Source organism: Variovorax ureilyticus (assembly GCF_050632185.1).
Classification (GTDB): Bacteria; Pseudomonadota; Gammaproteobacteria; order Burkholderiales; family Burkholderiaceae_C; genus Variovorax; species Variovorax ureilyticus_A.
In genome coordinates, this window is the sequence record NZ_CP192579.1 from 429,675 (window position 1) to 447,294 (window position 17,620).

The following is a 17,620-nucleotide window of genomic DNA, read 5'->3' on the forward strand; positions in this document are numbered from 1 at the left end:
GGTCGCCGGCCCCACTGCCCGTGGGGCCGGGGTGCGGCGCGAGGGATAATTGAAGGCTATGTCAGCCGTCCTCCATCAACCCTCGCTCGCACGCCGCCTGTTGCCGGTCTTCCAGGGTTTCGACGGTTATCTCCTTTTCGCCGTTCTCCTGCTCGCGGGTGCCGGGCTGCTGACGATGTATTCGTCCGGCTACGACCATGGCACGCGCTTCGTGGACCATGGCCGGAACATGCTGCTCGCGGCCGGCATCATGTTCGTGGTGGCGCAGGTGCCGCCGCAGCGCCTGATGAAATTCGCGGCGCCGCTGTATGTCCTCGGCGTGGCGCTGCTGGTGGCGGTCGCGCTCTTCGGGATCACCAAGAAGGGGGCGCAGCGCTGGATCAACGTGGGGGTCGTGATCCAGCCCAGCGAGATTCTCAAGATCGCGATGCCGCTGATGCTGTCCTGGTGGTTCCAGCGTCGCGAGGGCCAGTTGCGGGCGCTCGATTTCGTGGTGGCGACGGTGCTGCTCGCGGTGCCGGTCGGGCTCATCATGAAGCAGCCCGATCTCGGCACCGCGCTGCTGGTGCTGGCGACCGGGCTGTCGGTGATCTTCTTCGCCGGGCTGCCCTGGAAGCTCATCGTGCCGCCGGTCGTCATCGGCCTGATCGCGGTGGCGCTGATCGTCGGTTTCGAGTCGCAGCTGTGCGCGGACGGCTTCGACTGGCGCGTCCTTCACGACTACCAGAAGCAGCGCATCTGCACGCTGCTCGACCCGACCAAGGACCCGCTCGGCAAGGGTTTCCACATCATCCAGGGGATGATCGCGATCGGCTCGGGCGGTGTGCCCGGCAAGGGCTTCATGCAGGGCACCCAGACGCACCTGGAATTCATTCCCGAACGCACCACCGACTTCATCTTCGCGGCCTACTCCGAGGAGTTCGGTCTCGTCGGCAATCTGTTCCTGATCGCGTCGTTCATCTTCCTGATCTTCCGCGGCCTGCTCATCGCGCTCGATGCGCCGACGCTCTTCTCGCGCCTGCTGGCCGGCGCGGTGACCATGATCTTCTTCACCTATGCCTTCGTGAACATGGGCATGGTGAGCGGCATCCTGCCGGTGGTCGGCGTGCCGTTGCCCTTCATCAGCTACGGCGGCACCGCGATGGTCACGCTGGGCCTGGGGCTCGGCATCCTGATGTCCATCGCCCGAGCGAAGCGATTGGTTCAGACTTAGCGTGGTTGGAGGGGGCGAGCCTAGAATGTTTGGATGATCTCTCGCGAACCGACCATCGAGCGCCTCGCCACCGCGCAGCAACTCCTGCTCACGCCCTTCGGTCTCGACGAATCGCACCTCTCGCGTGCGCTCGCCGAGATCGCCGCGCACAAGGTGGACGACGCCGATCTCTACTTCCAATACACGCGCAGCGAGGGCTGGAGCCTCGAGGAAGGCATCGTCAAGACCGGCAGCTTCAGCATCGACCAGGGTGTCGGCGTGCGCGCGGTGAGCGGCGAGAAGACGGCGTTCGCCTATTCGGACGACATCTCGGAAGCCTCGCTGCTCGACGCGGCGCGCACGGTGCGCAGCATTTCGGCGGCCGGCCGCTCGGCGCGTGTCAAGGCGCCCGCGCGCAAGATAGCGGGAAGTCGTTCGCTCTATGGCGGCATCGACCCGATTGCCACGCTCGACAGCACCGGCAAGGTCCAGCTCCTCGAAAAGGTCGAAAAGCTCGCGCGCTCGCGCGATCCGCGCGTCTCGCAGGTCATGGCGGGACTCGCGAGCGAGTACGACGTGGTGCTCGTCGCGCGCGCCGATGGCACGCTGGCGGCGGATGTGCGTCCGCTGGTGCGTCTATCAGTGACAGTCATTGCCGAGCAGAACGGGCGTCGCGAAGTCGGTTCCGGCGGCGGTGGCGGTCGTTTCGGGCTCGCCTATTTCGATGACGAACATATCGCCGAATACGTCGACCAGGCGGTCAAGTCCGCGCTCACCAATCTGGATTCGCGCCCCGCGCCGGCCGGTGAAATGACCGTGGTGCTCGGTCCCGGCTGGCCGGGCATCCTGCTGCACGAGGCCATCGGCCACGGGCTCGAAGGCGATTTCAACCGCAAGGGCTCGAGCGCGTTCTCCGGCCGCATCGGCGAGCGCGTCGCGGCCAAGGGCGTGACCGTGCTCGACGACGGCACGATCGCCGACCGCCGCGGCTCGCTCAACGTCGACGACGAAGGCAACCCGACGCAGCGCAATGTGCTGATCGAGGATGGCATCCTCAAGCGCTACATCCAGGATTCGCTCAATGCCCGCCTGATGAAGACCGCGCCCACCGGCAACGGCCGGCGCGAGAGCTACGCGCACTCGCCGATGCCGCGCATGACCAACACCTACATGCTGGGCGGCAGCCACGCGCCGGAAGAAATCGTCGCGAGCATCAGGAAGGGTCTCTATGCCGTCAACTTCGGCGGTGGGCAGGTCGACATCACGAGCGGCAAGTTCGTGTTCTCTGCCAGCGAGGCCTACTGGGTGGAGAACGGCAAGATCCAGTACCCCGTGAAAGGTGCGACGCTGGTGGGCAACGGCCCCGACGCGCTGACCCGCGTGATCATGATCGGCAACGACATGGCGCTCGACCCGGGCGTGGGCACCTGCGGCAAGGAAGGCCAGAGCGTGCCGGTCGGCGTCGGCCAGCCCACGCTGCGCATCGATGGCCTCACGGTCGGCGGGACGGCGTGAACGAGTTCACCGAATTTTCCTTGCCTGTGCTACAGTCTTCCTTCATGTCCGCAGTCCGCGCTTATTTCTTTGCCTACTTTTGGTTCCCGAATATCGGCGGACGAGAGGCGAGCGCGTAAAGCAAGCAGACAAACAGAACCTCCCAAAACCGCCGGTGCCAAAAGCCCGGCGGTTTTTTCTTGGCCCCTACGAATTCACGACACAACCGAAGGAACAACACATGAGCCCTAAAGCCGCCGCTAGCGACACCTGGTATGCGAACGTCGAAAAGACCAGCCGGACCGACGACGAACGCATCAAGGAAATCACTGTGTTGCCCCCTCCAGAACATCTGATCCGCTTCTTCCCGATCCGGGGGACGCAGGTCGAAACGCTGATTACCGGCACGCGCCGGGCCATTCACCACATCATGGCCGGCAAGGATGACCGGTTGCTCGTCGTCATGGGGCCCTGCTCCATCCACGACCCGGCGGCCGCCCTTGAATACGCGCGCCGCCTGAAGGCCCAGCGCGAGAAGTACGCCGGCACGCTGGAGATCGTCATGCGCGTGTACTTCGAGAAACCGCGCACCACGGTCGGCTGGAAGGGCCTGATCAACGACCCGTACCTCGACGAAAGCTTCCGCATCGACGAGGGCCTGCGCATCGCGCGGCAACTGCTGATCGAGATCAACCGCATGGGCCTGCCGGCCGGCAGCGAATTTCTTGACGTGATCTCGCCGCAGTACATCGGCGACCTGATCTCGTGGGGCGCGATCGGTGCGCGCACCACCGAAAGCCAGGTGCATCGCGAGCTTGCCTCGGGCCTGTCGGCGCCGATCGGCTTCAAGAATGGCACCGGCGGCAACATTCGCATCGCCACCGATGCGATCCAGGCGGCGGCACGTGGCCATCACTTTCTTTCGGTGCACAAGAACGGGCAGGTCGCGATCGTGCAGACCAACGGCAACAAGGACTGCCACGTCATCCTGCGCGGCGGCAAGACGCCCAACTACGATGCCGCGAGCGTCGCAGCCGCGTGCAAGGACCTCGAGGCTGCCAAGCTGCATCCGACGCTGATGGTCGACTGCAGCCACGCCAACAGCAGCAAGCAGCACCAGAAGCAGATCGACGTCGCAAAGGACATCGCGGCCCAGGTTTCGGGCGGCAGCCGCAGCATCTTCGGGTTGATGATCGAGAGCCATCTGCATGCCGGCGCCCAGAAGTTCACGCCGGGCAAGGACCCGATCGAAAGCCTCGAGTACGGCAAGAGCATCACCGATGCGTGCCTGGGCTGGGAAGATTCGACCCAGGTGCTCGAACTGTTGTCGCAAGCCGTCAAGCGCCGTCGCGGTTGAATCGCGCCGGGGCGCGGGCTGCGCTTCAGATGAGTGCGGCCAGCTCCGGCCAATGGTGGCGCAGCAGGGCGGCCTCGTCCCCATCGGGGCGCATGAAGGCGAAATCGTCGAAGTCGAAGCCGGGACCGACGGTGCAACTCACCAGCGTGTAGTCTGCGTCGCCCTGACCCTTGATCGGCTGCGCGGCCTGCCACTGGCCCGCCGGTACCGTGTGTTGGGGCCGCGTGCCGTGAACGTCGACAGGACCCAGCCGCATATGCGCCGGTGGCGTGCGCAGGGCAGCATCGCTGGTCCAGAGTGCCAGTGGTGCGCCTTCCAGATGGATCCACACTTCGTCGGACTGCACGCGGTGCCAGCGCGAATGCTGGTGCGCTTCGAGCAGGAAATAGATGGTTGTGAGCGCATTGCGTGAGGGCCGCCCGTCATCGGGCTGCACCTGCGCGGAAGAGCGATGGATCTCGCGAAACCAGCCGCCCTCCGGGTGGGGCTGCAGGTTCAGGGTCTTGATCAGTTCTTGTGCGCGCATGGTGCGGATGTTAGACCTCGCGGCTGGTTCACCGCGATGCGCGCAGCGAGGAAAGCAGCTTGTCGTGCACGCCGCCGAAGCCGCCGTTGCTCATGCACACGATGTGATCGCCCGGTCGAGCGGCGGCCGCGACCTGGGGAACCAGCGCATCGATGCTGCCGGCGACCTTCGAGCGCTCGCCCAGCGGCGCGAGTGCTGCCGCGGCGTCCCAATCCAGGCCACCGCTGTGACAAAACGACAGATCGGCCGATTCCAGGCTCCAGGGCAACTGCGCGGCCATGGTGCCCAGCTTCATCGTGTTGCTGCGGGGTTCGAAGACCGCGAGTATCCGGTCCGCCTTCCGTCCGTCGGCATCGAGCTTCTGACGCAGGCCGTCCAAGGTCGTGCGGATGGCGGTCGGGTGGTGGGCGAAATCGTCGTAGACCGCGATCGCGCCCTGCGGTCGCTCTACGACGCCGCGCAGCTCCATGCGGCGGCGCACGTTGCGGAAGCTGCCGAGCGCGTCGGCCGCCGCGGCCGGCGAGACACCGACGTGCTCGGCCGCCGCGATCGCCGCGAGTGCGTTCATCTGGTTGTGCTGCCCGGTGAGTGCCCACTGGACGCGGCCGACGGAGGCGCCGCCGCGCAGCACGTCGAAGGCGTCGTGCGCACCCCGCGCCTGCCACTCGCCACCGGCGCCGAACCGCGCGAGCGGGCTCCAGCATCCCTGTGCCAGAACGCGGCGCAGGCTTTCTTCGGTCGCGTTCACGACGATCCGTCCACTGCCCGGAACGGTTCGCACAAGATGGTGGAACTGCCGTTCGATCGCCGCGAGGTCGTCGAAGATGTCTGCGTGGTCGAACTCGAGGTTGTTCAGGATCGCGGTGCGCGGGCGGTAGTGGACGAACTTGCTGCGCTTGTCGAAGAAGGCGGTGTCGTATTCGTCGGCCTCGATGACGAAGGTGGATCTTTCGCCGCGGCCCAGGCGGGCGGACACGCCGAAGTCCAGCGGCACGCCACCCACCAGGAAGCCCGGCGCCAGTCCGGCGCGCTCGAGAATCCAGGACAGCATCGACGTCGTGGTCGTCTTGCCATGGGTCCCGGCGACGGCCAGCACATGCCGGCCCTGGAGTACATGCTCGGCGAGCCACTGCGGGCCGCTGGTGTAGTTCGCGCCCGCATCGAGGATGGCTTCCATCAATGGAAACTTGGGCGTTCCGTCGGCCAGCCGGGCGCGGGAAACCACGTTGCCGACCACGAAAACATCGGGCTTGAGCGCCAGTTGATCGGCGCCGAAGCCTTCGATGAGATCGATCCCGAGCGCGCGGAGCTGGTCGCTCATCGGCGGATAAACCCCGGCGTCGCAGCCGGTCACCTGATGGCCGGCTTCGCGCGCCAGCGCGGCAACGCCGCCCATGAAGGTGCCGCAGATGCCGAGAATGTGAATGTGCATCGGCCAATTCTAGGGACGCGGTAGGGATGCAGGCGCGCGGCCTTCTGCCCACGCGCTACTGAGGGCAAAATGACCCAATGGACGATTCCAAGCAGGAGATCGCCGCGACTGCGGCCCGCCTCGTGGTCGAGGAAGGGCTGGAGTACGGCCCCGCGAAACGCCGCGCGCTGCGTGAACTGGGCCTGCCGGCGCGCACCGCGCTGCCGAACAACGACGAAATCGAGGCGGAGGTGCGCGACTACATCCGTCTCTATTGCGCCGACACACAGCCCAAGGAGTTGCATGCATTGCGGGTGCTCGCGCTCGAATGGATGGAGCACATGGAGGAATTTCGCCCGCACATCGGCGGCGCCGTCTGGCACGGCACCGCGACGCGGCTTTCCGACATCTACATCCAGCTCTTCTGTGACGACCCGAAATCGGCCGAAATCGCGCTGATCGACCACCATGTGGATTACGAGCCGCGCATGGTCACCGGCTTCCACGGCGAACAGGTGGAGGCGCTGAGCCTCCATGCGGCGAGCCGGGCGCTCGGCGAGGAGGTCGGCGTGCACCTGATGGTGTACGACCTCGACGACCTCCGGGGTGCGCTCAAAGCCGATTCGCAGGGGCGCGTGCCGCGCGGCAACCTTGCAGCGCTCCGGCGCCTGATCGAAAAGGAAAACGGATGACCTCGGGACCGACGCGGCGCGGCCTGCTTTATGGCGGGGTCGCGGCGATTGCCGCGGCTACCGGAATTGGTGGCGCATATTGGCGGAGCAGGACCTCGCAGCCGGGCAGTGAGCGCCTGGACGATGCATTCTGGTCGCAGCGTTTCGATCGGCCGGACGGTGGCCAGATCGCTCTCTCCAGCTTGCGGGGCAAGCCGTTGCTGATCAATTTCTGGGCGACGTGGTGCCCGCCGTGCGTCGAGGAAATGCCGATGATTGATGCCTTCTCCCGCGAAAATGGGGGTAATGGCTGGCAAGTTGTCGGATTGGCGATTGATCAGCCCAGCGCGGTGCGCAAGTTTCTGGAGAAGACGCCAGTCACCTACCCGATCGGGCTGGCAGGCTTGCAGGGCACGGAACTGGTCAAGAACCTCGGCAATACCTCGGGCGGCTTGCCGTTCACCATTGTCATAGAAGGTGGCGGTTTGGTCGCAGCGCGTAAAATGGGCAGGCTTGACCCGAGCGACCTGCAAACTTGGCGCCGCGCCTGAGTTCGCGGCTAGAATCCGGCCCCACCGATTTGGCAGATGGCGCTAAAACGCCGGAATAAGCCGAAATTCAGGCGAGTTAAGTTCTAATAAACGGCAAAGCCGAGGCTGGAGTCCCATGGATCTACGCAAGCTCAAGACACTGATCGACTTGGTGTCTGAATCCAATATTTCCGAGTTGGAAATCACCGAAACCGAAGGCAAGGTCCGGATCGTGAAGGGTGGACCGGCCGCGCCAGTCCAGTACGTGCAGACCGTGGCTGCGCCCGCGGTTGCGGCGCCCGCCATCGCCGGCGTTCCCGCGCCGGCTGCGGCGATACCGGCGGGTGCGCCGGCAGTGACCGGACACGCCGTCAAGTCGCCGATGGTCGGTACCTTCTACCGCTCGTCCAGCCCCGGAGCCCCTGCATTCGTCGAGATCGGCAGCCAGGTGAAGGAGGGCGACACCCTCTGCATCATCGAAGCAATGAAGATCCTCAACGAGATCGAGGCCGACAAGGCGGGCATCATCACCCAGATCCTCGGCGAGAACGGCCGAGGCGGTCGAATACGGCCAACCGCTGTTCATCATCGAGTGACCATGTTCAAGAAGATCCTGGTTGCGAACCGCGGTGAGATCGCCTTAAGAATCCAGCGCGCCTGCAGCGAGCTCGGCATCAAGGCGGTCATGGTCTATTCGGAGGCCGACCGCGAAGCCAAATACGTCAAGCTGGCCGAAGAGGCGGTGTGCATCGGCCCTGCGCCTTCGTCGCAAAGCTATCTGAACATGCCCGCCATCATCTCGGCCGCCGAGGTGACGGACTCCGAGGCCATCCATCCCGGTTATGGCTTCCTGAGCGAGAACGCGAACTTCGCCGAGCGGGTGGAGCAGAGCGGCTTCCAGTTCATCGGCCCCTCCCCCGAGTCGATCCGCATCATGGGCGACAAGGTGTCCGCGAAGCAGGCCATGATCAAGGCCGGCGTGCCCTGCGTGCCCGGTTCCGATGGCGAGTTGTCAGACGATGCCGCGGCCAACAAGCGCATCGCGCGCGCCATCGGCTATCCGGTGATCATCAAGGCCGCAGGCGGCGGCGGCGGACGCGGCATGCGCGTGGTCCACACCGAGGCGGCGCTGATCAACGCGATCCAGATGACCAAGGCGGAAGCCGGCGCGGCGTTCAACAACCCGTCCGTGTACATGGAGAAGTTCCTCCAGAACCCGCGCCACATCGAGATCCAGGTTCTGGCCGACAAGCACAAGAACGCGGTCTATCTCGGCGAGCGCGACTGCTCGATGCAGCGCCGCCACCAGAAGGTGATCGAGGAATCGCCGGCACCGGGCGTTCCGCGCAAGCTGATCGAGAAGATCGGCGAGCGCTGCGCCATGGCCTGCAAGAGGATCGGCTACCGTGGCGCGGGCACGTTCGAGTTCCTCTACGAGAACGGCGAGTTCTACTTCATCGAGATGAATACGCGGGTGCAGGTCGAGCATCCGGTGACCGAGTTCACCACCGGCATCGACATCGTGAAGACGCAGATCATGGTGGCGGCGGGCGAGAAGCTCCCGTTCACGCAGCGCCAGATCGAGATGCGCGGCCATGCGATCGAGTGCCGCATCAACGCCGAGGACCCGTACAAGTTCACGCCTTCGCCGGGCCGCATCACGATGTGGCATCCGCCGGGCGGACCGGGGGTGCGCGTGGATTCGCACGCCTACACGAACTACTTCGTGCCGCCGAACTACGACTCGATGATCGGCAAGATCATCGTCTACGGCGACACGCGCGAGCAGGCCATGGCGCGCATGCGCACGGCGCTCAACGAAACGGTGATCGAAGGCATCCTGACCAACATGCCGCTGCACCGCGAGCTGATGGTCGATGCCAACTTCATGAACGGCGGCACCAATATCCACTACCTCGAAGAGTGGCTGGCGGCGCATAAACGTTGAACACCCCCAGGCTGCGCGCACTTCGTGTCGCTGCGCCAGCCCCTTGCAGGGGGCAACACCAGCGGCCCGGCAGAGCCGGTTCCGCGGTGTTTCGCGAGCGGGCCATTGCCGCCACTGAAAGGAGTCCCCAGTGTTCGAACTTCGCCTGCTTGCGCCGGAAGACACGGTCGAGATCGTCAGCGATGCGCTCGATGCGCTCGATGCGCTGAGCGTGTCGGTCGAGGATGCCGATGCACAGACCGATGCCGAGCAGGCGCTGTTCGGCGAGCCCGGCATGCCGCCGCCCAAGGAGGGCTGGCAGCATTCGCGGGTGATCGCCCTGTTTGCCACCGAGGACGCGGCGCGGGAAGCGGCAACGGTGCTCGCCGCGCAAGACTTCTTCGCCGGCTGCAGCGTGATCGGCGTGGTCGACGTGCCCGAGCAGGACTGGGTGCGATTGACGCAGTCGCAGTTCGCGCCGGTCGAGATCACCCCCGAGTTCTGGATCGTTCCGACCTGGCACGAGCCGCCCCAACAGGCGCGGCAGGTCATCCGCCTCGACCCGGGGCTGGCCTTCGGAACGGGAACGCACCCGACCACGCGCATGTGCCTGCGCTGGACCGCTTCGCGCGGCGATCTCTCCGGCCAGCGCGTGCTCGACTACGGATGCGGCTCGGGCATCCTCGCGATCGGCGCGGCGAAGTTCGGTGCGCGCGACATCGATGCGGTCGACATCGACGAAGCCGCGGTCGAATCGACGCGTCTCAATGCCGACGCGAATGGCGTTCACCTCCATGCCGGATTGCCGGAAGCCGCGAACGGCCGCTATGACATCGTGTTGGCGAACATCCTCGCGACGCCGCTCAAGGTGCTCGCGCCCTTGCTCTGCGGCTACGTGGCACCGGGTGGCTCGTTGGTGCTGGCCGGCATCCTCGACCGGCAGGCCGACGAGTTGAAGCAGGCCTACGCGCCCTATGCGTCGCTTGAAGTCTCGGACAGCGAGGACGGCTGGATCCTGATGACGGCGCGGCTGTAGCCGGCCTCCGCCTCGTCGTGCCTCACGCGGAGGCAACCCTACAATCTGCGCCTCATGAGTCTGGTCACCCGCTGCCCCGCGTGCGCCACCCCGTTCAAGGTGGTCAGGGACCAGCTTCGCATCTCCGACGGATGGGTGCGATGCGGGCGCTGCAGCCAGGTGTTCGATGCGACGGTCGATCTGCACGACGCGGCTGAATTCTCCGTGGAGTCCCCCGACGTGCCGCCTTCGCCCGTGGCGGAACCGGTGGCTGAAGAGCATCCGCACGAGGACGTTGCCCCGCACGAGCCCGCGGCTGTCGACGAACCTCCGCCATCGGCATTGCCGCAGTCGCATGCCGACTCCGTTGAATCTGCCGATGTGGAGACGGACTTCTTCGACGACTTTCACGATGCGCCGAGTGACCACCCGGCGGCTCCGTCGGGCGAGCCGGTGCGGGCCCCCGGGGCTGCACACGACGAGGAGGGCGCGCACGCCGACTCGCCTGTGGGCGGGATCGTCCCCGACGTGGCATGGCCCGATGCCGACATGCTGTCGCTGGGCGATGAAGGGCGCGTTGCGGTCCGTCCGCCGGAGCCCCCTCCGCTGTCCTTTCCCGACATCGATCTTTCGCTGACCTCGCCGCCTGCTGCCTCCGTGCCTGTGGCTGCGGCAGCGGCAACCGACGCCGAGCCCGAACCCGAACCCGAGCCCGCATCCGAGGATGCGAGCCAGGTCCAGTTGCAGAAGGCGCTGCGCCGCGCGCGCGTCAAGTCGGCAAAGATCGCGAGGGCCAACAAGGCACGCGAGCGGAAGGCCGCGCAGGCCGACACCGCGCCCGTGGTGCTGGCCGCCAGCGAGTTCGAACCCGCCACCCTGCCCATGGCTGCCGAGATACCGCCATTTCTCGGGGCCGAGCCGGCGAATGGCTTCTGGCAACGCTCCGCCGTGCGCCGGTCGATGGCGCTGCTCGCCGTCCTCGGGGTCGTGCTTCTGCTGGCGCAGATGGCCTATCAGGAGCGCGATCTGATCGTCGCGCGTCAGCCCTCGTTGCGTCCCGCGATGACTTCGATGTGCAGGGTGTTCGGCTGCGAGATTTCCGCGCTTCGGCAGATCAACGACATCAAGGTCGACGGCGCGTCGTTCGCACGCGAAAAGAACGACGACGGCTATCGATTCAGCTTCACGCTCCGCAACGGGGCGGACGTCCCGCTCGCCATGCCTGCGGTCGAGTTGTCGCTGCTCGATACGCAGGAGCGCGCAGTCGTCAGGCGCGTGCTCATGCCCGCCGAGTTCGGCGCACCGAATGTCCTGCCGGCGCGCTCTGAACGCTCGGCTTCACTCTCGCTCAGGCTCACCGGCCCTGAGGCGGCGCGCATGCCGCCCGTGGCCGGCTTTCGCGTGGAGACGCTCTATCCTTGAGCGCCACACGCTTCCTTCATCCATTCGACAACTCCATCAGACGGTTCATCCATGGCAGCAGTGATTTGCGGTTCGCTCGCATTCGACACGATCATGACCTTCGAAGGTCGGTTCGCCGACCAGATCCTTCCGGACCAGTTGCACATCCTCAATGTGTCATTCCTGGTTCCGGGCCTGCGGCGTGACTTTGGCGGATGCGCGGGCAACATCGCCTACAGCCTGAATGCGCTCGGCGGCAACGCGCTGCCGATGGCCACTGTCGGAAGCGACGGCGGCTCCTACGTGGAGCGGCTCCGTTCGCTGGGCATCAGCACCGAGTTCGTTCGCCAGGTCGACGAGACCTTCACCGCGCAGGCAATGATCATGAACGACCGCGACAACAACCAGATCACGGCGTTCCACCCGGGTGCGATGCAGCAGGCGCACGTCACGCGCATCGCCGCGCGCGATGACATGCGCATCGGCATCATCGCACCCGATGGCCGCGACGCGATGCTGCAGCACGCCGAGCAGTTCGAAGCCGCGGGCATCCCGTTCGTGTTCGATCCGGGCCAGGGTCTGCCGATGTTCGACGGCAAGGAGCTGGCGCATTTCGTCGATCTCGCGAGCTGGGTGGTGGTCAACGACTACGAAGGCAAGATGCTCTCGCAGCGCACCGGCTGGAGCCTGGCCGAAATCTCCAGGCGCGTTCGCGGGCTGGTGGTCACGCTCGCAGCGGAAGGCTGCGAAGTCTGGACCGAGGGCGAGCGCGAGCACGTTCCGGCAGTGACGCCGACGGCCGTGGTCGAGCCGACCGGCTGCGGCGATGCATGGCGCGGCGCGCTGCTCTACGGGCTGGAAAAGGAATGGCCGCTGGCTCGCTGCGCGGCGCTCGGCAATCAATTGGGCGCGCTCAAGATTGCCCAGCGCGGCCCGCAGAATTACACGGTGGATCGCAAATCGCTCGGCCTCTGATTTCGCCCGACAAACAAAAAAGCCCGGTGCGTGAACACCGGGCTTTTTCTTTGACAGCGGCTGATTGACTCAGGGCTTGCTGGCCGTGGGGAACGGCCAAGCTGCCTGGGGATTCAGCGTCGTCTGGGCGGCAGGCGCGGCAGCGGGGGCTACGGCAGGAGCAGCCTTCGCGGGGGCCTTGGCCTTCTTGGCAGCAGGCTTCTTCGCTGCTTTCTTGGCGGCAGGCTTCTTGGCCGCAGCCTTTTTGCAGGAGCCTTCTTGGCCGCGGCCTTCTTCGCCGGAGCCTTCTTGGCTGCTACCTTCTTGGCAGGAGCCTTCTTCGCCGGAGCCTTCTTGGCGACGACCTTCTTGGCCGCTACCTTCTTCGCCGGAGCCTTCTTGGCTGCTACCTTCTTGGCAGGAGCCTTCTTCGCCGGGGCCTTCTTGGCGACGACCTTCTTGGCCGCTACCTTCTTTGCCGGGGCCTTCTTGGCTGCAGCCTTCTTTGCCGGAGCCTTCTTCGCAGCGGCCTTCTTGGCCGGCGCCTTCTTTGCAGTTGCCATTTCTATTTCTCCTTGATCAAGTTGAAAAAATCAACCTCTTGAAGCACTCCACGCATGCAGGTCAGCGTGAAGCGATCCATGGTGTTGGGGCCAGCCCCAGCGCCATGAACACCGACGCCCTACCGATGCCGCACTCTTCGGTGCAGTCTGTCGGCAAGGCAAGTTCTGAACTCACGTTGTTCTTGTCGAGAATTTCAATCCCAGGAGAGCGCACCGCCCGACTGATACTCGATCACACGGGTTTCGAAGAAATTACGCTCCTTCTTCAGATCAATCATCTCGCTCATCCACGGGAACGGGTTTTCTTCGTTCGGGAAGAGCGTTTCGAGGCCGATCTGCTGCGCGCGCCGATTGGCGATGTAGCGCAGATAGCCCTTGAACATGGAGGCGTTCATGCCGAGCACGCCACGCGGCATGGTGTCTTCGGCATATCGGTATTCGAGCTCGACGGCCTTCAGGAAGAGGGCCTTGATCTCTGCCTTGAACTCGGCGGTCCAGAGGTGAGGGTTCTCGAGCTTGAGCTGGTTGATCAGGTCGATCCCGAAATTGCAGTGCATCGATTCGTCGCGCAGGATGTACTGGTACTGCTCGGCGGCGCCGGTCATCTTGTTCTGGCGGCCGAGCGCGAGGATCTGCGTGAAGCCGACGTAGAAGAAGAGACCTTCCATCAGGCAGGCGAAGACGATCAGCGACTTGAGCAGCTTCTGGTCGTTTTCGGGTGTGCCGGTGTGGAAGTTCGGATCGCTGATGGCGTCGATGAACGGGATCAGGAACTGGTCCTTCTCGCGGATCGACGGGATCTCGTTGTAGGCGTTGAAGATCTCGCTCTCGTCGAGGCCGAGCGATTCGACGATGTACTGGTACGCGTGCGTGTGGATCGCCTCTTCGAAGGCCTGGCGCAGCAGGAACTGGCGGCACTCGGGCGCCGTGATGTGGCGATAGGTGCCCAGCACGATGTTGTTGGCGGCCAGCGAATCGGCGGTCACGAAGAAGCCGAGGTTGCGCTTGACGATACGGCGCTCGTCTTCGGAGAGGCCGTTCGGGTCTTTCCAGAGCGCGATGTCGCGCGTCATGTTCACTTCCTGCGGCATCCAGTGGTTGGCGCAGGTGGCGAGGTACTTCTCCCACGCCCACTTGTACTTGAACGGCACCAGCTGGTTGACGTCGGTCTGGCCGTTGATGATGCGCTTGTCGGCCGCCTTGACGCGCCGGCCCGCCGGCACCGTCGATGCACTTGCCTGCATCGCGCGCGCAGCAGCGTCATCGGCGAACGCGCGCGCCGCAGGTGCGATGGAAGAAATTTGGGGGGCCATTTGCGAAGTCGGAAACTCCGACGAGCGGCCGACTTGCGTGCCGCCGTTCGATGAGTGCCGCAATCCTTGTTGAAGATTCGTTGGCAAGGAGGGCTTGACTTCTTCGTCCCAGGTCAACATAGAAAAATCCAATGCTCAAATTATGTGAGCAACGATGTGAGTTGCAAAGTGCTCCTACACATCGCGCTCCAATTATGTTGTCGTTATGTTGTTCGCATGCATCGCAATTTGTCAGGCGATGCTGCGAACGACGCCAACTTCATGCCGACATCATTGGCATGCTTCGCACGTCGGATCGTCGACGCCGCAGAACGCGATGTCGGTTGCGGGGATCGCATTCAATTGCGCTTGCGCTGCCAGAGCCGCTGCTTCGAGTGCGCTCATCCCGGACGGCGAATCGCTACCCGACGACACCGCGTTGAGTCGACCCGATTGAACGGTGGACTTCTCCGCATGCGTCGCGCTCTGCGTGCGCAGGTAGTAGGTGGTCTTCAGGCCGCGCAGCCATGCGAGCTTGTAGGTGTCGTCGAGCTTCTTGCCCGACGCGCCGGCCATGTAGATGTTCAGCGACTGCGCCTGGTCGATCCACTTCTGGCGACGCGCGGCGGCCTCGACCAGCCAGGTGGTCTCGATCTCGAACGCGGTGGCGTAGAGCGCCTTGACGTCCTGCGGCACGCGGTCGATGGGGCGCAGCGAACCGTCGAAGTGCTTCAGGTCCATCACCATCACGTCGTCCCACAGGCCCAGGCGCTTGAGGTCGCGCACCAGGTAGTGGTTGATGACGGTGAACTCGCCGGAGAGGTTGGACTTGACCGAGAGGTTGCCGAAGCAGGGCTCGATCGAGGCGTCCACGCCGATGATGTTGGAGATGGTCGCGGTCGGTGCGATGGCCACGCAGTTGGAATTGCGCATGCCGTCGGCCTTGATCTTCTGGCGCAGCTCGTTCCAGTCGAGCGTGGACGAGCGGTCCACTTCGACGAAGCCGCCGCGCGCCTTCTCGAGCAGGTCGAGGGTGTCCAGCGGCAGCACGCCCTTGTCCCACAGCGAGCCCTTGTAGCTCGAGTACTTGCCGCGCTCGCGCGCCAGTTCGGTCGAGGCCCAGTAGGCGTAGTAGCAGATCGCTTCCATCGACTCGTCGGCGAACTGCACCGCTTCCTGCGACGCATAGGGGATGCGCAGTTCGTACAGCGCGTCCTGGAAGCCCATCAGGCCGAGGCCGACCGGACGGTGGCGCAGGTTCGAATCGCGCGCCTTCTTGACCGCGTAGTAGTTGATGTCGATCACGTTGTCGAGCATGCGCATTGCGGTGGAGACGGTGCGCTTGAGCTTTTCCTGATCGATCCTGCCGTCCTTCAGGTGCTGCAGCAGGTTGACCGAGCCGAGGTTGCAGACCGCGGTTTCCGTGTCGCTGGTATTCAGCGTGATCTCGGTGCAGAGGTTGGACGAGTGCACCACGCCGGCGTGCTGCTGCGGCGAGCGCACGTTGCAGGCGTCCTTGAACGTGATCCACGGATGCCCGGTTTCGAACAGCATCGTGAGCATCTTGCGCCAGAGGTCGGTGGCCGGGATGGTGCGGCTGGGCTTGAGGTCGCCGCGCGCGGCTTTCTCTTCATAGGCGACGTAGGCGGCTTCGAACTCGGCGCCGAACTTGTCGTGCAGGTCGGGCACGCTCGATGGCGAGAACAGCGTCCAGTTGCCCTTTTCCATCACGCGGCGCATGAACAGGTCGGGAATCCAGTTCGCCGTGTTCATGTCGTGCGTGCGGCGGCGGTCGTCGCCGGTGTTCTTGCGCAGCTCGAGGAATTCCTCGATGTCGAGGTGCCAGCTTTCGAGGTACGTGCAGACCGCGCCCTTGCGCTTGCCGCCCTGGTTGACCGCGACCGCGGTGTCGTTCACCACTTTGAGGAAGGGGACGACGCCCTGCGATTCGCCGTTGGTGCCCTTGATGTGGCTGCCGAGGGCGCGCACGCGCGTCCAGTCGTTGCCCAGGCCGCCCGCGAATTTCGAGAGCAGCGCGTTTTCCTTGATCGACTCGTAGATGCCGTCGAGGTCGTCCGGCACGGTGGTCAGGTAGCAGCTCGACAGCTGCGAGCGCAGCGTGCCGCTGTTGAACAGCGTCGGCGTGCTCGACATGAAGTCGAAGGACGACAGCACCTCGTAGAACTCGATCGCGCGGGCTTCGCGGTCGATCTCGTTCAGCGAGAGGCCCATCGCGACGCGCATGAAGAAGGCCTGCGGCAGCTCGATGCGGGTCTTGCGCACGTGCAGGAAGTAGCGGTCGTAGAGGGTCTGCAGGCCGAGGTAGTCGAACTGGTGGTCGCGCTCGGGCTTGAGCGCGGCGCCGAGGCGGGCGAGGTCGAACTGCAGCAGCTTCTCGTCGAGCAGCTCGTTGTCGACGCCCTTCTTGATGAACTGCGGGAAGTAGTCGGCATAGGCCTGCGCGCGCTCGGCGGGCGGCACTTCGCGGCCGATGATTTCCTTGAAGATCGTGTGCAGCAGCAGGCGGGCCGTCGCGAAGGTGTAGTCGGGGTCTTTCTCGATCAGCGTGCGGGCGGCCAGGATCGACGCCTTGTAGACCTCGTCGAGCGGCACGCCGTCGTAGAGGTTGCGCATCGTCTCGGCGACGATCGGCTCGGCGGTGATGCTCTCGCCCAGGCCGGCGCAGGCGGATTCGATCAGGGCCTTGAGCTCGCCGAGGTCGAGCGCGACACGTTCGCCGCGGTCGAGCACATGCAGCGTCGGCGCCGCGGGCGCTTCCTGCTCGCCCTGCTTGGTGCGCTCCTGCGCGCGGCGCTCGCGGTAGAGCACGTAGGCGCGGGCGATCTCGTGGTGGCCGCCGCGCATCAGGCCGAGTTCGACCTGGTCCTGCACGTCCTCGATGTGGAAGGTGCCGCCGCCCGGGCGCGAGCGCATCAGCGCGCGCACCACGTTCTGCGTCAGCACGTCGACGGTTTCGCGGACGCTGGCCGAAGCGGCACCCTGGGTGCCGTGCACGGCCAGGAAGGCCTTCATCATCGCGACGGCGATCTTGTTCGGCTCGAAGGGCACCACGGCGCCATTGCGGCGAATGATCTGATAGTTGGCGAGTGCGTTGCCGGTGGGCGAGCCGGCGACGTCACGGTTTTGCGGCGTCGAGGGTACGGCGCGGGGAGTGGAGGGGGTGTTCAGGGCAGTTTGCATTCAATCCTCTTTTGGCAAATTCTTGTGGACGGCGGAGCCGCTCTGGCTTTTGTTTCCGGCTGTAAACGCCGGGTAGGGGCACACTA

At 65.0% G+C, this 17,620-nt stretch carries 13 protein-coding genes and 2 pseudogenes; 10 read left to right on the forward strand and 5 right to left on the reverse strand.

What is annotated here, in order from left to right; all coding sequences use genetic code 11:
• Window positions 1–58: 58 nt before the first annotated feature.
• The 3 genes from rodA to ACQ858_RS02055 all read left to right on the forward strand — a co-directional run bounded on the left by rodA (window position 59) and on the right by ACQ858_RS02055 (window position 4,043).
• Window positions 59–1,213, forward strand: coding sequence for a rod shape-determining protein RodA (gene rodA / locus ACQ858_RS02045; RefSeq protein ID WP_431275194.1), 1,155 nt, complete (start codon window positions 59–61; stop codon window positions 1,211–1,213).
• Window positions 1,214–1,246: 33 nt separating this feature from the next.
• A complete protein-coding gene (gene tldD, locus ACQ858_RS02050) occupies window positions 1,247–2,707 on the forward strand; it encodes a metalloprotease TldD (protein ID WP_431275195.1) in 1,461 nt (486 codons plus the stop codon).
• A gap of 220 nt (window positions 2,708–2,927) precedes the next feature.
• A complete protein-coding gene (locus tag ACQ858_RS02055) occupies window positions 2,928–4,043 on the forward strand; it encodes a 3-deoxy-7-phosphoheptulonate synthase (protein WP_431275196.1) in 1,116 nt (371 codons plus the stop codon).
• Between the two features lie 25 nt (window positions 4,044–4,068).
• Here the strand turns inward: ACQ858_RS02055 and ACQ858_RS02060 are convergent, their stop codons facing one another.
• Window positions 4,069–4,569 carry a cupin domain-containing protein gene (locus tag ACQ858_RS02060; protein ID WP_431275197.1) on the reverse strand — a complete coding sequence of 167 codons (501 nt, stop codon included), beginning with the start codon at window positions 4,567–4,569 and terminating at the stop codon, window positions 4,069–4,071.
• A gap of 28 nt (window positions 4,570–4,597) precedes the next feature.
• Window positions 4,598–6,001, reverse strand: a complete 1,404-nt coding sequence (gene mpl / locus ACQ858_RS02065; protein WP_431275198.1) for a UDP-N-acetylmuramate:L-alanyl-gamma-D-glutamyl-meso-diaminopimelate ligase — start codon at window positions 5,999–6,001, stop codon at window positions 4,598–4,600.
• 77 nt (window positions 6,002–6,078) lie between these two features.
• Between mpl and ACQ858_RS02070 the strand changes: the two genes are divergently transcribed.
• The 7 genes and pseudogenes from ACQ858_RS02070 to ACQ858_RS02100 all read left to right on the forward strand — a co-directional run bounded on the left by ACQ858_RS02070 (window position 6,079) and on the right by ACQ858_RS02100 (window position 12,499).
• Entirely contained in the window at window positions 6,079–6,672 is a 594-nt protein-coding gene (locus ACQ858_RS02070) for a hypothetical protein (protein WP_431275199.1), read from the forward strand.
• Complete coding sequence (locus ACQ858_RS02075; protein ID WP_431275200.1) at window positions 6,669–7,202, forward strand: TlpA family protein disulfide reductase; 534 nt, start codon at window positions 6,669–6,671, stop codon at window positions 7,200–7,202. Before ACQ858_RS02070 ends, ACQ858_RS02075 begins: the two co-directional genes overlap by 4 nt.
• 115 nt (window positions 7,203–7,317) lie before the next feature.
• Window positions 7,318–7,677: pseudogene (gene accB, locus ACQ858_RS02080) on the forward strand (acetyl-CoA carboxylase biotin carboxyl carrier protein); the annotation flags it as partial.
• 102 nt (window positions 7,678–7,779) lie between these two features.
• A complete protein-coding gene (accC, locus tag ACQ858_RS02085) occupies window positions 7,780–9,129 on the forward strand; it encodes an acetyl-CoA carboxylase biotin carboxylase subunit (RefSeq protein ID WP_431276764.1) in 1,350 nt (449 codons plus the stop codon).
• Between the two features lie 130 nt (window positions 9,130–9,259).
• Window positions 9,260–10,144, forward strand: coding sequence for a 50S ribosomal protein L11 methyltransferase (gene prmA, locus ACQ858_RS02090; protein ID WP_431275201.1), 885 nt, complete (start codon window positions 9,260–9,262; stop codon window positions 10,142–10,144).
• A gap of 54 nt (window positions 10,145–10,198) precedes the next feature.
• Entirely contained in the window at window positions 10,199–11,545 is a 1,347-nt protein-coding gene (locus tag ACQ858_RS02095; protein WP_431275202.1) for a zinc-ribbon and DUF3426 domain-containing protein, read from the forward strand.
• Window positions 11,546–11,596: 51 nt separating this feature from the next.
• Complete coding sequence (locus ACQ858_RS02100; RefSeq protein ID WP_431275203.1) at window positions 11,597–12,499, forward strand: carbohydrate kinase family protein; 903 nt, start codon at window positions 11,597–11,599, stop codon at window positions 12,497–12,499.
• Window positions 12,500–12,568: 69 nt separating this feature from the next.
• On the opposite strand, the pseudogene ACQ858_RS02105 reads toward ACQ858_RS02100, so the two are convergent.
• The 3 genes and pseudogenes from ACQ858_RS02105 to ACQ858_RS02115 form a co-directional block, all read right to left on the reverse strand.
• Window positions 12,569–13,041: pseudogene (locus tag ACQ858_RS02105) on the reverse strand (histone H1-like DNA-binding protein).
• A 194-nt stretch (window positions 13,042–13,235) separates the two neighbouring features.
• The gene (locus ACQ858_RS02110; RefSeq protein ID WP_431275204.1) at window positions 13,236–14,474 is read right to left on the reverse strand and encodes a ribonucleotide-diphosphate reductase subunit beta; all 1,239 of its coding nucleotides are present in this window, start codon (window positions 14,472–14,474) and stop codon (window positions 13,236–13,238) included.
• A gap of 150 nt (window positions 14,475–14,624) precedes the next feature.
• Entirely contained in the window at window positions 14,625–17,534 is a 2,910-nt protein-coding gene (locus tag ACQ858_RS02115; RefSeq protein ID WP_431275205.1) for a ribonucleoside-diphosphate reductase subunit alpha, read from the reverse strand.
• Window positions 17,535–17,620 lie beyond the last annotated feature (86 nt).

Excerpts from the sequence above, each read along its gene's own strand:
- ACQ858_RS02095 (WP_431275202.1), top strand. The coding sequence starts at position 10,199 with ATGAGTCTGGTCACCCGCTGCCCCGCGTGCGCCACCCCGTTCAAGGTG.
- ACQ858_RS02055 (WP_431275196.1), top strand. The coding sequence starts at position 2,928 with ATGAGCCCTAAAGCCGCCGCTAGCGACACCTGGTATGCGAACGTCGAA.
- mpl (WP_431275198.1), bottom strand. The coding sequence starts at position 6,001 with ATGCACATTCACATTCTCGGCATCTGCGGCACCTTCATGGGCGGCGTT.
- rodA (WP_431275194.1), top strand. The coding sequence starts at position 59 with ATGTCAGCCGTCCTCCATCAACCCTCGCTCGCACGCCGCCTGTTGCCG.
- ACQ858_RS02075 (WP_431275200.1), top strand. The coding sequence starts at position 6,669 with ATGACCTCGGGACCGACGCGGCGCGGCCTGCTTTATGGCGGGGTCGCG.
- ACQ858_RS02060 (WP_431275197.1), bottom strand. The coding sequence starts at position 4,569 with ATGCGCGCACAAGAACTGATCAAGACCCTGAACCTGCAGCCCCACCCG.
- ACQ858_RS02115 (WP_431275205.1), bottom strand. The coding sequence starts at position 17,534 with ATGCAAACTGCCCTGAACACCCCCTCCACTCCCCGCGCCGTACCCTCG.
- accC (WP_431276764.1), top strand. The coding sequence starts at position 7,780 with ATGTTCAAGAAGATCCTGGTTGCGAACCGCGGTGAGATCGCCTTAAGA.
- tldD (WP_431275195.1), top strand. The coding sequence starts at position 1,247 with ATGATCTCTCGCGAACCGACCATCGAGCGCCTCGCCACCGCGCAGCAA.
- ACQ858_RS02070 (WP_431275199.1), top strand. The coding sequence starts at position 6,079 with ATGGACGATTCCAAGCAGGAGATCGCCGCGACTGCGGCCCGCCTCGTG.
- ACQ858_RS02100 (WP_431275203.1), top strand. The coding sequence starts at position 11,597 with ATGGCAGCAGTGATTTGCGGTTCGCTCGCATTCGACACGATCATGACC.
- ACQ858_RS02110 (WP_431275204.1), bottom strand. The coding sequence starts at position 14,474 with ATGTTGACCTGGGACGAAGAAGTCAAGCCCTCCTTGCCAACGAATCTT.